Consider the following 16,001-nt stretch of genomic DNA (forward strand, 5'->3'; position numbering starts at 1 on the left):
AAGGATATGTTGTATCGTTCAAAACATTCACTTCGCCTTGTCGTCTCCACCCTCTCGCTCGCGGCCATGCTGGCCGCAGGTCCGGCTCTCGCCCAACAGGTCGATACCGAACCGGAGGCGGAGCAGGAGGAGCCCCCCGCCGAAGACCTGCACGACCGGCGGATCAACTATCAGGGCCAGATCATCGTCAGCGCGCAGGGCCTGCGCGAATTCGACCTCCTGGCGGGCACCAGCGTTGTCGAGGGAGACGAATTGCAGCGCAATATGGATGGCCAGCTGGGCGAAGTACTCGCCAGCCTGCCCGGCGTTTCCGCATCGGGCTTTGCGCCGGGCGCCTCTCGCCCGATCCTGCGGGGCTTTTCGGGCGAACGCGTCAAGGTGCTGGTTGACGGCATCGGCGCAATCGATGCCTCCAACACATCCGACGATCACGCCGTCTCGATCGACCCGCTGACCGCCGAGAGCATCGAGGTATTGCGCGGGCCTGCCGTGCTGCTGTTCGGTAGCCAGGCGATCGGCGGCGCGGTCAACGTAATCGACAAGCGCATTCCGCGCCGCGTCCCGGACGAACCGGTGCATGTCGATTTTGTCGCCCGCACCGACACCGCCAGCGATCTGCGCGAATTCGGCGGCTCGGTCGATGTACCCTTTGGCACCAGCGGCTTCGTGGCGCATGTCGACGGGTCATGGCGCGAAAGCGACGATCTCTCGATTGCCGGGTTCTCGGTCGCGCCTGCGCTGCGCGCCGAAATCCTTGCAGAAGCAGCCGAGGAAGAGGACGAGGGCGAGCTTGAAGAGGCCGCGGAACTGCGCGAAGCCGCCGACCAGCGCGGCGTGTTGCCCAATAGCGCGACCGAAACCTGGACTGCCAATGCGGGTCTCGCCTTCTTTAAAGACGACAGCAATCTGGGTGTTTCCTTCGGCGTCTACGACACCGCCTATGGCGTCCCCGGCCGTCCTGGCGCGGGGCATCATCATGGCGAGGAAGAGGGCCACGAGGATGAGGATCACGACGAAGACGAACACGGCGAGGAAGAGCATGGCGAAGAGCAGGTCAGCATCGGCCTGCGCCAGTATCGCGCCGATCTGCGCGGCGATATCTTCCTCGGGGACGGCTTGTTCGAACGGCTGAAAATCCGCGCGGGCTACTCGGACTATACCCATACCGAATTCGAAGGCGACGAGATCGGCACGGTGTTCGACGTCCAGGGCCTCGAAGCGCGGGCTGAGTTGGTCCAGAACACCTCTGGCGCATGGCGCGGCTCGCTGGGCACGCAATATTACTTCCGCGATTTCGAAGCGGTCGGCGCGGAAGCCTTCGTGGCGCCCAACCGCACTGAACAGATCGCCTTCTTCGCGCTCCAGGAATATGGCAACGGCCCGTTCGAGGTCGAAGGCTCGCTGCGCTACGAGAACACCAAGGTCGATGCCACCACGCTGAACATCGAACGCAATTTCGACACCTTCTCGGGCGCAATCGGTCTTGCCTACGAGGTTTTGCCGACCGTTCGCGCGGGGATCAATCTGTCCCGCGTGGCGCGTGCACCGGCGGGCGAGGAACTGTTCTCCGACGGCCCGCATATTGCCACGCAGGCGTTCGAGGTCGGCGATCCCGATCTCGATATCGAACGCGCGTGGGGGGCGGAAATCTTCGCCCGTGGCAGCGTTGGTGGCGCGCGGTTCAGCGTTGCCGGCTATCGCAACTGGTTCGACGATTTCATCTACCTCGCGCAGAATGGCGAGGAAGAAGACGAACTGCCGGTCTATCTCTTCCTCCAGCAGGATGCGACCTACACCGGGATCGAGGGCGAAGTGGCCTTCGACCTGATCGATACGGGCGATCTTACCATCGGGACCGAGCTGCAGGGCAACTATGTCCACGCCGAGCTGGCCGACGACAGCTTCGTGCCGCGGATTCCGCCGCTTCACCTTGCAGCCGCGTTGACTGCATCGACCGATGCCTTCGACCTGCGCGGCGAGGTGGAATGGTATGACGACCAGGACGACATCGCGGCGTATGAAACGGCGACCGAGGGCTACACCTTCGTCAACGCCGCGCTCGCCTGGCGCCCGCTGCGCGGGAACGGGTCGATCACGCTCATGCTCAAGGCGGACAACATCTTCGATGTGACAGCTCGTCGCCACACCAGCGTCACCAAGGATTTCGTGCCACTGGCAGGCCGTAATTTCAGCGCGAGCATCCGCGCTAGCTTCTAGGCTGGGTCAGACACTATCGGTAGGGCGATCGCTGCGGACAGCCGCGGCGGTCGCCCCTTCGGCTTTCCCTTCGGCATGCGCCGCCTTGACCTCGGCGTCATGCGCGCGGTCACGTTCGCGCCACAGCCCGACTTGGCCGCGCACCTGGCCATAGGCGAACACCATCAGCAGGCCGCCGATGATAGCGACGTTCTTGAGCGCCATCGCCGCCTGCGTCTGGTCGGTCACCTGTTCGTGGAAAAACAGCGTCGCCAGCCCGGTGAAGACCAACAGCGCGAGGCTGGCCAGCCGCGTCATGAAGCCGCTGGCAAGGATCAACCCCGCGACGACTTCGAACACACCGACTGCCAGCGCCAGGCTGCCGGGGAAGGGCGATTCGGCTTCCATGTAAGCCGCGGTCGCCGCCGGATCCATGACCTTGCCGAGCCCGGCCAGCACGAACAACGCGCCCAATAGGATGCGCCCGATCAGCGCTGCGATGGTAGCCATGGTTTCTCTCCCCTGTGATGTTGTCGGGGGCCGCGGGTGCGGCCCCGCCTCCTACTCCTCGACCGCGAACCGCAATTCGGCATGGTCGCGCAGGCGTTCGACCAGCGCTTCGCCAAGGAACGAGCCGGGCGTACCGACGCCGCCTTCGGCATCGCTGTCGAGCAAGGCCATGCCGGTTTCGGCCAGCATCCGGCTGGTCGAGCCATAGCCGGGATCATACTTGCCCTTGACCCCGTAGTGGAGCCGCTTGCCGTCGGGCCATTCGCCCACGAACAGTACATCGTAATGACCGTTCTCGCGCTCGTCCTTGCTCGGCCCCTCGCCGGGCTTGGGCGGCTTGGCGCCAAACGGGTTCTTGAGCATGTCGACCACTGCATTGGCCGCCGCCTTGCCCGCTTCGCCGGGGCTGGTGAGCATCATTTCGTCGTAGCGGAAGTCCTCGCCATAGGGATGCCCGCGCAGGAAATTGGTGCGGTGGACGTTCTTGGTGTTGATCGTCGCCATGATGAACGGCGCGGCCCATTTGCCCAGCTCGTCTTCGTAATGCGGAATCATGCCCGAAGGCTGGTCTGGGCCGTCGAAACCGGGGGCGAGGCCAAAGGGATCGTTGAGCACCTTGATGATCCCTGGGTTCTTCGCCGCCGCCTTCATCGTCGCGGTCAGGCTGGCTGCGGTGCCGCCAGAGAAGGTGCCCTGCATCGCGCGGACGCGGCCCTTGACCCGCGGCGCGGGCGAACCATGGCGGGCGACCGCTTCATGCTGGAGCATCAGCACGCCGAGATCGAAGGGGATCGAATCGAACCCGCTCGAAAAGGTGATCCGCGCCCCGCTGGCCTTGGCGGCCTCGTGGTGGAGGTCGATCTGCTCGCGCATCCATGCCGGTTCGCCGCACAGGTCGGCGTAGTCGGTGCCGGTCTTCACACAGGCGGCGACCAACTTGTCGCCGTAGAGCTGGTAGGGGCCGACCGTGGTGAGGACGACCTTGGTCCTGCGGCACATGGCCTCGAGGCTGGCGGGATCGTCGGCGTCGGCGACCACCAGCGGGGTCGTGGCCGGGGCGCCGATTTCGTCGCGAACCGCTTCGAGCTTGTCCATGCTCCGCCCGGCCATGGCCCATTTCGGTCCATCCGCCGCCGCGCCATATTCACGCACGAAATGCTCGGCGACCAGGCGACCGGTGTATCCGGTGGCGCCATAGACGATAATGTCGAATTCGGTGTCGGCCATGTGTCTCTCCTTTGCCGTCTGAATGCGCGTGGCGGACGGGAGAGTCAAAGACGTTACGGCGCGCGCGCAATGCGCGGGAGGACGCCCGACTGGCTCGAAATTGCCAGCAAGCGTCCGTCTTCGGCGAAGTGCCGGGCACTGCCGTGAACCACGCCGCGATCGAAGGCGGCAAATTCGGTCACCGTCAGGACCCAGCCGTCATCCGCCGACTGGATATAGCGATAGGTATCGTCGAGGCTCGATCCGCCGCGCGTGGCAGGGTGCGCGCCAAGAAAGAAATCGGAAACGATCGCGAGCCAGCCCGAGTCCGCTGCAAACCCCGCCTGCGAGCGTGACCATAGCGCCTGGACGCCGCGGTCTTCGTCGGTCATCGCCAGGCGGAGATCGATCTGGTCGGCCAAGGTTCCGGGTGCGCCCCAATCACGGTCGAGGCTCTCGCACTCGCCCGGTCCCGGCACCTCGGGCAGCGCGGCGAAGATGCGCTGTTCGCTTGGCTCGCGCGCGCCCAGTGACGCGCTGATACGGTGGGTCAGGCGTCCGCCGCTGCGGATTTCCGCCTGCCATTGTCCGACCGATTGCCCGCCGCCGCACTGTTCGCAGGAAACCACCAATTCCTCGGCATGCGTGGTCGGCGCGAGGAACTGGATGTTCGACCACAGCAGCTTCTGGCCGCTGGCGAGTTCGAGCGCGTCGACTGCGGCCGCCAGCGCGACCCCGCCCATGACATGCGGTGCGCCTTCGGGCCCCACCGTGGCGGGCGGCATGACCGGCAGGATGTATTCGCCCTCGCGCTCGCCCGGCGCAACGCGCCAGAAGGGGAAGCGCGAAACGCTCATTCTGCGGCGCTCACAGCCGCGGCAGCGTCACGCCGCGCTGCCCCATGTATTTGCCTGCGCGATCGCGATAGGTGGTCTCGCAGCGCTCGTTGCCCTGCAGGAACAGAAACTGGCACGCGCCCTCGTTGGCGTAGATTTTCGCGGGCAGCGGGGTGGTGTTGGAAAACTCCAGCGTGACATGGCCTTCCCAACCGGGTTCGAGCGGGGTGACGTTCACGATGATCCCGCAGCGCGCATAGGTGCTCTTGCCGAGACAGATCACCAGCACGTCTTCCGGCACGCGGAAATATTCGACCGTGCGCGCCAGCGCGAAGCTGTTGGGCGGAATTACGCAGATGTCGGTTTCGCGGTCGACCAGGCTGTCGCCGTCGAAGTTCTTCGGATCGACCACTGCGCTGTTCACATTGGTGAAGATCTTGAACTCGGGCGCCACACGCGCGTCATAGCCATAGCTCGACAGCCCGTAACTGATCACCCCTTCGCGGCGTTGCGCCTCGACGAAGGGCTCGATCATGCCCTCGTTCTGCGCCTTGTCGCGGATCCACTTGTCGGAAAGAATCGCCATGGGAGAGGAATTCCCGAAGTGGGGGGCGGGGGCAAGCGGGCGACGGGATTTATCCCGTATCGCGGCGATCAATGAGTCTCTGACCCACCCGCACCCCATCCGCTCGGCCTGAGCTTGTCGAAGGCCATGCACCCGGCCTAACCTCCTGGAATGGCCTTCTTCGCGTATATCCTGCGCTGCAACGATGGCAGCTACTACACGGGCCATACCGAGGACCTCGAAATCCGGATGGCGCAGCACCAAACAGGTGCACTCGGGGGGGGATACCGCCAAGCGCCTTCCGGTGGTGCTTCTATGGTCGCAGGAATTTCCCACTCGCGACGAAGCATTCGATGCCGAACGCCAGATCAAGGGCTGGAGCCGGGCGAAGAAAGAAGCGCTGATCACGGGCGACTGGAGCAGGGTGATCGAACTTGCCAAGAACAGGCAAAGATGAAGCCCTGACCGCGAGCGGCAGCGCATGGCCTTCGACAGGCTCAGGCTGAGCGGGGTGGTAGTCCCAGTACCTCAGCTAGCTCGCCAGCAGCGTCGCATTTCCGCCGGCCGCGGTCGTGTCGATGCACACCACGCGTTCCGTCGCGAAGCGCGCAACGTAATGCGGGCCGCCCGCCTTGGGGCCGGTGCCCGACAGGCCCTCGCCGCCGAAGGGCTGGCTTTCGACCACTGCGCCGATCTGGTTGCGATTGACGTAGAAATTGCCGACCTTGGCGCGCGCTTCGATGAAAGCGCGCGTATCGTCATTGCGGCTGTGGAGGCCCAGGGTCAGCCCGAACCCGGTGGCGTTGATGTCTTCCATCACGTGTTCAAGATCTGCCGCGCGATAGCGCACGACATGGAGGATCGGGCCGAAGTTCTCGCGCTTCAGGTCGAGGATCGAATCCATCTCGATGATCGTCGGCGCGACATAGCATCCGGCATTGGCTCCTCGGTGCAGGCGGCGGCGCCAGACCGGACGGCCACCCTTCTTGCGGCGCGCGACGTGGCGTTCGAGCGAGGACTTGGCATCCATGTCGATCACCGGGCCGACATCGGTCGCCAGATGTTCGGGATTGCCGATCGTGAGTGCCTCGAACCCACCGCGAATCATCTTCAGCATCTCGTCATAGACATCGTCCTGAATGTAGAGGACGCGCAAGGCGGAGCAGCGCTGACCCGCGCTCTGGAAGGCGCTGGCGACGACATCGCGCGTGACCTGTTCGGGCAGTGCGGTGGAATCGACGATCATCGCGTTCTGGCCGCCGGTTTCGGCGATCAGCGTCGCGATCGGTCCTTCGCGTGCAGCCAGCCCGCGGTTGATCGCCTGCGCGGTCTGGGTCGAGCCGGTGAAGGCGACGCCTGCAATCCGCGGATCGGACGTGATCATTTCGCCCACATCGCCCGCACCGGGAAGCAGCTGGAACGCCTCTTCGGGAATGCCCGCCGCATGGCACAGGCGCACCGCGAGTGCGGCGATCAAAGGGGTCTGTTCGGCGGGCTTGGCGACCACGGTATTGCCCGCGGCCAGCGCGGCGGCGGGGGTGCCGATGAAGATCGCCAGCGGGAAGTTCCACGGGCTGATGCAGGCGAACACGCCGCGGCCGTGCAGGCTCAGCCGGTTTTCCTCGCCGGTCGGGCCGGGCAGCGGGATCGGGCCGGTGAACTGGCGCCGCGCCTCATTAGCGTAGAAACGCAGGAAATCGACCGCTTCGCGCAATTCGAGCACTGCGTCCATCAGCGTCTTGCCTGCCTCGCGCTGGCACAGGCTGAGGAATTCGTCGGTGTGTTCCTCGAACAGATCGGCGGCAGCATCGAGCAGTAGCGCGCGCTTTTCGCCGCCGAGCCGGTCCCAGCCGGGCTGGATCGCTTCGGCGCGGCTGATCGCTTCCTCGACTTCGAAATCGAGCGCGTCGCGGCGGGTGCCGACTTCGGCGGACAGGTCGTGCGGCTTGTTGATCGGCGCGACTTCGCCCTCGGCCCCCGAAACGAAGGTCGGTTCGGCTACCCAATGGCGGTTTTCGAGTGCGGCGAGGCGGTCCTGCAGCGGCTCGAGCACCAGCGGGTCGGACAGGTCGATTCCGGCTGAATTGGGGCGGCCGGGGAAGATGTCGGTCGGCAGCGGGATGGTCGGATTGCGATAGGGTTCGACCTTTGCCATGTCCGCCACCGGATCGGTCGCCAGCTCGGCAGCGGGCACTTCCGCATCGGCCATGCGGTTGACGAAGGAGCTGTTCGCGCCGTTTTCGAGCAGGCGCCGCACGAGGTAGGCGAGCAGGTCCTTATGCGTGCCGGTGGGCGCATAGATGCGCACATTGGTGCGGTCGTTGCCTTCCATCTGCGCCAGCGCGCCATAGATATCCTCGCCCATGCCGTGAAGCCGCTGGAATTCGAGCGGTTTGCCGCCCGCCAGCGCCTTGATTGCGCCGATCGTATAGGCGTTGTGCGTGGCGAATGCGGGATAGATCGCATCGTCCGCGGCGAGCATCTTCTCGGCGCAGGCGAGATAGCTGACATCGGTCGCGAGCTTGCGCGTGAAGACCGGGAAATCGGTGAAGCCGCCGACCTGGCTGAGCTTGATCTCGGTATCCCAATAAGCGCCCTTGACCAGCCGGACGAAGAACTTGCGGTCGTACTTGCGGGCCAGCCGCGCGGTCCAGTCGACCATCGGCGCGCCGCGCTTCTGATAGGCCTGGATGGCCAGGCCGAAGCCTTCCCAGCGGCTGCCGTCGGGGCGGGTGAACAGGCTGTCGTCGCGCGCCAGCGCCTCGATCAGATCCATCGACAGCTCGAGCCGGTCGGCTTCTTCGGCGTCGATGGTGAAATGGATGTTCGCATCGCGCGCCGCCGTGGCAAGGTCGCGCACGATCGGCAGCAGGTCGGCCACCGCAAGATCGGCGTGGAGGAAGGTGTATTTCGGGTGCAGCGCCGACAGTTTGACCGAAATGCCCGGCGCGCTGCGGACATCACCGGTCGCTTCTTTGACCAGCCGGTCGATCGCCTTGTGATAGTTCACCCGGTAACGCTCGGCATCGTCATAGGTCATCGCGGCTTCGCCCAGCATGTCGAAGCTGTGCGTCAGTCCGCGGGCACGTTCGGGCGCGGCGCGCTTCAGCGACTCGTTGATCGTGCGGCCATAGACGAACTGGCCGCCGAGGATGCGCATGGCCTGCAGCGTCGCGGTGCGGATCACGGGTTCGCCAAGGCGGTTGACCGCGCGCTTCAGCGTCTTGCCCATCCCCTTCTGTGCCTCCTGGGGGCGATCAAGCACTTCGCCGGTCAGCATCAGCGAGAAGGTCGCGGCATTGACGAAGGTCGAGGAGCTTTCGCCCATGTGTTCGGCCCAGTCGATATCGCCGATCTTGTCGCGGATCAGCGCATCGGCGGTGGCAGCATCGGGTACGCGCAGCAGCGCTTCGGCGAGGCACATCAGCGCCACGCCCTCTTCGGTCGCGAGGCCGTATTGGTGCAGGAACGCGTCGATCCCGCTCGCCTTGCGCTGGCGTGCGTCCTCGATCAGGCGGATCGCGATTTGCGCGGCTTCCTCGTGTTTCGCGCTGGCGGTGCCTGCCTGCGCCATGCGTTCGGCGACGCAGGCGTTTTCTTCCGCGCGATAGGCTTCACGGAGAGCTTGGCGGGAAATGGGGGACAGGCGGGCAGGATCGTGCAGGGCCATACGACTCCGGGAGGAACGAGGGATCAAGCAGGCCCCTTGGACCTGCGGTGGTTCCCTTTCAAGCATTGTGGAACGCGGTGGTTCCGTAGCGTCGTTCAGGCGCGCGCGGCGAACCAGTCGGTCACGGCCTGTTGTGCATCCTCCGCCAGGTGCAGCCCCAGCTTGCTGCGCCGCCACAATACATCCTCAGCGGTGCGGGCATATTCATGCGCGACTAGATAGTGCAGCTCGGCCGCATAAAGCGTGCCGCCGAAGTGCCGGCCAAGATCGGCGAGCGAGGTCGCCTCGCCCAGCAACATGTTGAGCCGCGTGCCATAGGCGCGTGCCAGCCGCTGGAGCATTTCGGGCGGTACCCAGCCATAGCGTTCGTTCGCGCGCCACAGGAAGGCGGCGAAATCGCCGTTGGGCATGTCGCCGCCGGGCAGCGGTGCCTGCGCAGTCCATGCCGCGCCGGGCAGGTCGAGCACCTGGCCGAGCTTTTCCAGCGCGTGTTCGGCAAGCTTGCGATAAGTAGTAATCTTGCCGCCATAGACCGACAGGATCGGCGCGCCGCCCTCGGCTTCCAGCTCGAACACATAATCGCGCGTGACGGTCGAATTGCTCGCCGCATTGTCTTCGTAGAGCGGGCGCACCCCGGCGTAGGTGGAGACGATCTCCTCCTCGGATACTGCGCTGGCAAAATAGCGCGAGGCGGCTTCGCACAGATACGTGACCTCCTCGGGCGCGATGCGCACGTCGTCGAGATCGCCCCTGTAGAGCTGGTCGGTGGTGCCGATCAGCGTGAAGTCGCGCTCATACGGGATGGCGAAAACGATCCGCCCGTCGGGCTGCTGGAAGATATAGGCATGTTCGCCCGGGAAGCGGCGCGAAACGATGATGTGGCTGCCCTTGACCAGCCGCAGATGGGCGGGCGTGCTCCGGCCAAGCGCGGTTTTCGCAACCCGATCGACAAAGGGGCCGGCAGCATTGATTACTGCGCGCGCGGAAACCTCGCTCTCGCCAGCGCCATCGCGAAGGGTCGCCCGCCACCCGTCGGCGGCGCGCGCCAGCGCGGTGCACTCGGTCTCGACGCGCACTTCCGCGCCGCGTTCCTCGGCATCCTTGACCGTCAAGACCACCAGTCGTGCGTCCTCGACCCAGCAGTCGGAATATTCGAACCCGGCGCGCAACCGCTCCTGCAGCACCCCACGGTGTGGGGCGACGCGCAGGTCGACGCGCTTGCTGCGCGGCAGGCTCATTTTCCCGCCGATGCGGTCGTAGAGCAGCAGGCCGAGGCGCAGCATCCATTTGGGCCGCATGCTCGGTTCGTGCGGCATGACGAAGCGCAGCGGCCAGATGATATGCGGCGCATTGCGCAGCAGCACTTCGCGTTCGCGCAGGCTCTCCGACACGAGCCGGAACTCGTAATGCTCGAGATAGCGCAGCCCGCCATGGACCAGCTTGGTGCTGGCCGAGGAAGTGTGCGAGGCGAGGTCGTCTTTCTCTACCAGCAGCACGCGCAACCCGCGCCCGGCGGCATCGCGCGCGATCCCGGCCCCATTGATTCCGCCACCGATGACAAGGAGGTCGTAAGTCTGGTTCATCCTCGCTGGAGCAACCGCCCAGCAATGGCATCGAGCTTGGCCAGCGTGGCGCGGTCGTGCTGTTCGGCAGCGGTGATCACCGCGTCGTTCAGCGCGTGGTCGATCGGCGAGGGGCTGCGTTTGCGCGGCAGACCCTTGCAGAACGCCTCGACAGCCTTGCGCGCCAATTTGGAGTTCTGCTCCATCTGCTCGACGACCTGCGCCAGATCGACTGCCTCGCCCTCCTCGCGCCAGCAATCGTAATCGGTGACCATGGCCAGCAGCGCGTAGGGCAGCTCGGCCTCGCGCGCGAGGCGGGCCTCGGGCATGCCGGTCATTCCGATTACTTCAGCGCCCCAATGGCGGTATAGCCGGCTTTCCGCGCGGGTCGAGAATTGCGGACCCTCCATCGCCAGATAAGTTGCGCCCTCGGTGCATTCGCCGCCAGCGCCGGTGACCGCCTTGGCGGCATGTTTCGCGAGCCGCGGGCAGACCGGGTCGGCCATGCTGACATGCGTGACGAAACCGTCGCCGAAGAAGGTCGACGGGCGGCCCCTGGTGTTGTCGATGAACTGGTCGACCGTGACGAAGCGGCCCGGCGCCAGCTCTTCCGACAGCGAACCGACCGCGCTGATCGCGAGGATGTCGGTACAGCCAGCGCGTTTGAGCGCATCGATATTGGCGCGTGCGTTGATGGTCGAAGGGGCGATGCGATGCCCCCGACCATGACGCGGCAGGAAGCGCACGCGGACATGGCCGATGGTCCCGCACAGGACTTCGTCCGACGGCTGTCCCCAGGGCGACTGGATCGGGATCCACTGCGCATCCTCGAGCGCATCGATGGCGTAAAGCCCCGATCCTCCGATGATGCCGATGGTCCAGTCGCTCATATATTCCCTTTCGCGTCGCAGGCCCGTCCGTGTCCGGCAGCGCGGGTCAAGATCGCGTTAACATGACGGCGAGGGGTGACGGCTGGCAGCGGCTAAGTCCACCCCTCAAATCGGCTAATGGTTCGCATGCAGGGTCGCGCGCAAGGCCCGCTTGCGGCATACGCATTGGTATTCACGCGCCGCCGATGGGCACCCCGCTTGACACTGCGCCCGGTTTCGCGCGGAACCCTCCGCAGTGCGGGACATAGGGAATAGTAATGGCCGAAACGAAGATCGAACCGACCCTGGCAAGCCTCAGCGACAGGCTGCGCGTGCTCCACAGCCAAACGCGGGAGACGCCGCTGTTCAACCCGGTTTTCCAGCTGTCGCTCGACATTTCGCGCAAGCTGGAAAGCGGCGAGCTGGGGATCGATGCACTGGCGGGGCTGGTCGATGAACTCGAAGCGCAATCGCTCGACGCCCGCGCTGCGCGGCTCGGCAATCTGCTCGAGCCGCAGGAGGCGGACCAAAGGCTCGCTACGCTGGCGACGGCAGGCGATGACTTCGAGCGCTTCCGCGCCTCGTGGGAACGCCCGCATATGCACGCGGTGTTTACCGCCCACCCCACCTTCCTGCTGACACCGCGCCAGAGCGAGGCAGTGGCCACCGCGGTCGCCTCGGGACGCGAGGCCGATCCGCAGGGCCCCTCCGACGCGCCCGAAATCACGCTGCGTTACGAGCATGACTGCGCCATGGCTGCACTCGCCAATGCGCAGGATGCCCGCGACCGGATCGTGGCCGCGGTCCTGCGCGAAGCGCGTGCGGCCTATCCCGATCGCTGGACCGAATTGCAGCCCATGCCGTTCCGCTTCGCGAGCTGGGTCGGTTACGACATGGACGGTCGCACCGATATCACCTGGTACAATTCAATCGCCTTCCGGCTGGCCGAAAAGGCGCAGCGGCTGGGACGCTATGCGGACACGCTCGAAGCGATCGACGTAGCGCATGGGGCCATCGCCCCGCTGCGCGCCGCCCGCGATCATGCAGCGGCGAGCGCGGCGGACTTTGCCGGGGACCTGTCCGATCCTGCGGCAATGTCGGCCGCCGCCAATCGGCTGACCGCGGACCATCCTGCCAAGCTGCTCACACTCGCTCCGCTGATCGACCAGCTCGAGAGCGAGGCGGGCGACAGCAATGCGGAGGACGCGATTGGCCTGCGCACGCTGGCTGCCGCCATGCGCGCCGACGGGCTGGGTATGAGCTGGATTCATTTCCGAGTGAATGCCAAGCAATTGCACAATGCGATCCGCACCCGGCTCGGCGATGCAGCGGATATCGACCTGTCGAGCCGCGGCGCGATTGCCGCGCTGCGCGAACTGCTCGCCAGCGTCGAACCGCAGAGCGCTAATTTCGCCAGCCTCGCGGTCGAAAGCTCGACCGCGGTGCGCCAGTTCCTCGCGATGGCGCAGATACTCAAGCATGTGGATGCCGATGCACCGATCCGCATGTTGGTGGCCGAATGCGAGCAGCCCTCGACCGTGCTGGCGGCGCTCTATTTCGCCAAGCTGTTCGGGATTGCCGACAAGGTCGATGTCTCGCCGCTGTTCGAGACCGAGACCGCGCTTGAACACGGCGGGCGGTTTCTCGACCTGCTACTCGCCGAACCCGACTACAAGGCCTATGCCAAGGTGCGCGGACGCGTGGCGATCCAGACGGGCTTTTCCGATGCGGGGCGCTTCGTCGGCCAGATTCCGGCCAGCCTCGCGATCGAGCGGCTCCAGGGACGGCTGGCCGAAGCGATGGCCGCCAACGGGCTGACCGATGTCGCCGCACTGATATTCAATACGCATGGCGAAGGCATGGGCCGCGGCGCGCATCCTTCCAGCTTCGAAGACCGCATCGAATGGGCGCTCAGCGCCTGGGCACAGCGCCGCTTCGCCCGTGCAGGCATTGCGCTCGAACCCGAGGCGAGCTTCCAGGGCGGTGACGGCTATCTGCCGTTCGCCACGCCCGATCTCGCACTTGCCACTCTGACCCAGATCGTCGCGCACAGCCCCGCGCATACCGATGCCGATGTTCCGACCGATCCGTTCTATCGCCGGACCGATCTCAGCCTCGATTTCTACCGCGCTATCAAGGAACATCAGCGCGACCATCTCGAAAGCCGGACCTATAGCCGCGCGATCACCGCCTTCGGCCTCGGGCTGCTCAATGAAACCGGCAGCCGCAAGTCGCGCCGCCAGAGCGACCTGTCCGCTGATCGCGAGATGAGCCTGCGCCAGATCCGCGCGATCCCGCACAATGCGATCCTGCAGCAACTGGGCTATCCGGTGAACATCATCGCCGGGGTCGGCAGTGCGGCCGAAGGCAATATCGAGGAGCTTGGCGCGCTGCTGACCGAGAGTGCGCGTGGCCGCCAGATCATGCGGCTGGTACGTGCCTCGAATGCGCTTGCCAGCATCAAGACCGTCGCCGCCTTCGGTGAATTGTTCAATTCGGCCTATTGGGCGAGCCGCCCCTATCGCGGCACCGAAAAGCATCTGGCCGAAGCCTGCGAAGCGCTGGCGGAATATCTGATCAAGGATGATCGCAACGGCGTGTTCCGGCGGCTAGCCTCGCGGCTGCGCGTCGATGCGCTCAAGCTCCACCGGCTGTTCGACCTCGTGCCCGATGACGATCCGCATCCCGAACGCGAAAGCGTGCGCCGGGCGATCGGTGTGCTTCAGGCGGTGCGCCTCGCGTTGCTCCAACACATGTTCCTCAAGGTCGTTTCGGTGCCTGCCTTCAGCCGCGCCAACGACATCAGTCGCACCGATGTGCTCGAAATGGTGTTTACGTTGCGGATCGACGAAGCGCTGGCGCAATTGCGCCGCGCTTTCCCGACCAGCTTCCCGCGCAAGGGCGATTTCGCGCTCGATGAAGCGGGCGATTATCCGCTGGGCGAGGGGGAAGGCTATGCTGCGATCCGCGCCAATTCGATCGAGCCGATCGAACAGGCCTATGCGCTGTGCTTGCGCATCTCGACCGCGATCGCCAACGAGTTCGGCGCACACGGCTGATTGAATTCGCCGCGCTACGGGCGCATTGTCCCTCCCGATCAACTTGGGGGATGCGGTCATGGGGAATTTCCTGCTCGGAGTCGGCGCGACGATCGTGGCGCTTGGCGTGCTCGGCTATCTCGGCTTCCGGCTGTTTCGCCGCGGGCCGCTGACGTTCGAAATCGACGGCTTCTACAGCCATGTGGTCGACGGCGATGTCGGCCCCTTCATCCGCGATGTGCAGGCGGACGTTCTCAATGCGCAAATCTGCACCTTCGACGACAGCATGTCCTGTTCGATCCGCGATGCGGTGCAATGCCACAACCAGACCGAACGGCCCGATTGCAATGTGCTACTGCTTTCGGGTGGCGGCCAATGGGGTGCCTATGGCGCGGGCCTGTTCGACACGCTGAGCAAGAAGAGCCCCGATGAACTTGCCCTGCCCGGCATCGGCGTGATCACCGGCATTTCGACGGGTTCGCTGCAGGCGCTGATGCTGATGGTCGGGCTCGATCCCGCGCAGACCCCGGCGATGCGGCGGTTTGCGCTCGACCGGCTGGTGTGGGGCTATTCGCCCGAGCGCGAAAACGATGTGGTGAACAACACCAAGCTTATTTCGGTGCCGCTCTATGGTTCGGCTGCGGGGACTGCACCGCTGCGCAAGCGCATCATCGAGGCGCTGATGCCCGACGGCGACCCGCGGTTGGTCGAGGCGATCGGCAGTTCGAGCATCGAAGGCTTCGTCGGCTTCGTCGAGGCCGAACGCGGCGTGTTCCGCTATGCCGAGATCAAGCAGCTGGTGAACGCCGCGCCCGATGCCGCCGCGGCGGCCGAAGCGCTGGCGGCGGCCTCGATGGCATCGTCCGCCATGCCCGTGTTCCACCAGCAGCTGCGGGTCGCGGGCAGCGATGGAAAGCCGATGACGCAATATGATGGCGGGGTGCGCCGTTCGGTGTTCTTCGACCGGGCGATGGCCGCGGTCGACCAGGAAGTGCGCAAACAGATGGCAGCGCAAACCGGTCCGGAGGCGCTCGCAACCATGAAGCAGGCGAGCTTCGGCGACGATTACGAACGCAAGGCGCCGACCGTCTATGTCGTGCGCAATGGTCCCACTGCACGCAAGCCCGATGAAGCGCTCAACACCACCTCGGGCCCGCTCAGGAACGGCCAGCGCGGGTACGACTTGCTGGTCAATGAAAGCGAGATCGGCGCGATTGCGGGGCTGCGGCTCAACAATCCCTATGGCAAGATCATGCTGACCAGCGCCGACCGCTACGATACGTTTCCGAGCGACGTGGGCGAGAACTTCAAGGATGACGAGATGTTCAAACCCGCCTTCATGGCGCGGCTGCGCGACCTTGGCCGGCACAAGGCGGAGCGCCCCAATGGGCCGTGGTGGCCGCTGAGCAAGATCGCGTAGGTCTGGCGATCCGCTCGCCCGGCGGCGAAAGCCGAGCGTCTGCGTGGTTCGCCGCGGGGCGAGCGCAAGAATGGCGCACCTCCCCGCTGCCCGTTGCTGCGGCGGGCAATCCAGTCATCGGGGTAAGCG

At 65.3% G+C, this 16,001-nt stretch carries 11 protein-coding genes and 1 pseudogene; 5 read left to right on the forward strand and 7 right to left on the reverse strand.

Going from position 1 to position 16,001, the window contains the following annotated elements; translation table 11 throughout:
* Nucleotides 1-6: 6 nt before the first annotated feature.
* On the forward strand, nucleotides 7-2,217 hold the full coding sequence (locus tag N6L26_RS12205) for a TonB-dependent receptor (protein WP_263605826.1): 2,211 nt from the start codon (nucleotides 7-9) through the stop codon (nucleotides 2,215-2,217).
* Nucleotides 2,218-2,223: 6 nt separating this feature from the next.
* On the opposite strand, the gene N6L26_RS12210 is transcribed toward N6L26_RS12205, so the two are convergent.
* Genes N6L26_RS12210 through dcd form a run of 4 tightly spaced genes read right to left on the reverse strand, consistent with a single transcriptional unit; the run spans nucleotide 2,224 to nucleotide 5,334 of the window.
* A complete protein-coding gene (locus tag N6L26_RS12210) occupies nucleotides 2,224-2,706 on the reverse strand; it encodes a DoxX family protein (protein WP_263605827.1) in 483 nt (160 codons plus the stop codon).
* 51 nt (nucleotides 2,707-2,757) lie between these two features.
* Entirely contained in the window at nucleotides 2,758-3,933 is a 1,176-nt protein-coding gene (locus N6L26_RS12215) for a saccharopine dehydrogenase family protein (protein ID WP_263605828.1), read from the reverse strand.
* Between the two features lie 53 nt (nucleotides 3,934-3,986).
* Entirely contained in the window at nucleotides 3,987-4,769 is a 783-nt protein-coding gene (locus N6L26_RS12220; protein ID WP_263605829.1) for a thioesterase family protein, read from the reverse strand.
* Between the two features lie 10 nt (nucleotides 4,770-4,779).
* Complete coding sequence (gene dcd / locus N6L26_RS12225; protein WP_160766087.1) at nucleotides 4,780-5,334, reverse strand: dCTP deaminase; 555 nt, start codon at nucleotides 5,332-5,334, stop codon at nucleotides 4,780-4,782.
* A gap of 150 nt (nucleotides 5,335-5,484) precedes the next feature.
* Between dcd and N6L26_RS13275 the strand changes: the two are divergent.
* Nucleotides 5,485-5,556, forward strand: a pseudogene (locus N6L26_RS13275) (GIY-YIG nuclease family protein); the annotation flags it as partial.
* Between the two features lie 25 nt (nucleotides 5,557-5,581).
* Complete coding sequence (locus N6L26_RS13280) at nucleotides 5,582-5,770, forward strand: GIY-YIG nuclease family protein (protein WP_318173627.1); 189 nt, start codon at nucleotides 5,582-5,584, stop codon at nucleotides 5,768-5,770.
* A 75-nt stretch (nucleotides 5,771-5,845) separates the two neighbouring features.
* Here N6L26_RS13280 and putA read toward each other — a convergent pair whose 3' ends face one another.
* The 3 genes from putA to mtnP form a co-directional block, all read right to left on the reverse strand.
* On the reverse strand, nucleotides 5,846-8,983 hold the full coding sequence (gene putA / locus N6L26_RS12235; RefSeq protein WP_263605830.1) for a bifunctional proline dehydrogenase/L-glutamate gamma-semialdehyde dehydrogenase PutA: 3,138 nt from the start codon (nucleotides 8,981-8,983) through the stop codon (nucleotides 5,846-5,848).
* 95 nt (nucleotides 8,984-9,078) lie between these two features.
* On the reverse strand, nucleotides 9,079-10,566 hold the full coding sequence (glpD, locus tag N6L26_RS12240) for a glycerol-3-phosphate dehydrogenase (RefSeq protein WP_263605831.1): 1,488 nt from the start codon (nucleotides 10,564-10,566) through the stop codon (nucleotides 9,079-9,081).
* Nucleotides 10,563-11,435 (reverse strand): S-methyl-5'-thioadenosine phosphorylase, encoded by an 873-nt coding sequence (gene mtnP / locus N6L26_RS12245; protein ID WP_263605832.1) that lies wholly within the window; start codon nucleotides 11,433-11,435, stop codon nucleotides 10,563-10,565. The genes glpD and mtnP overlap by 4 nt, the downstream gene beginning before the upstream one ends.
* A 257-nt stretch (nucleotides 11,436-11,692) precedes the next feature.
* Between mtnP and N6L26_RS12250 the strand changes: the two genes are divergently transcribed.
* Both N6L26_RS12250 and N6L26_RS12255 read left to right on the forward strand, forming a co-directional pair.
* Nucleotides 11,693-14,473: a phosphoenolpyruvate carboxylase gene (locus N6L26_RS12250; protein ID WP_263605833.1), complete on the forward strand. Its 2,781-nt coding sequence runs from the start codon at nucleotides 11,693-11,695 to the stop codon at nucleotides 14,471-14,473.
* Between the two features lie 58 nt (nucleotides 14,474-14,531).
* Nucleotides 14,532-15,872, forward strand: a complete 1,341-nt coding sequence (locus N6L26_RS12255; RefSeq protein ID WP_263605834.1) for a patatin-like phospholipase family protein — start codon at nucleotides 14,532-14,534, stop codon at nucleotides 15,870-15,872.
* Nucleotides 15,873-16,001 lie beyond the last annotated feature (129 nt).

It is taken from the genome of Qipengyuania sp. SS22, from assembly GCF_025736935.1.
Lineage (GTDB): Bacteria > Pseudomonadota > Alphaproteobacteria > Sphingomonadales > Sphingomonadaceae > Qipengyuania.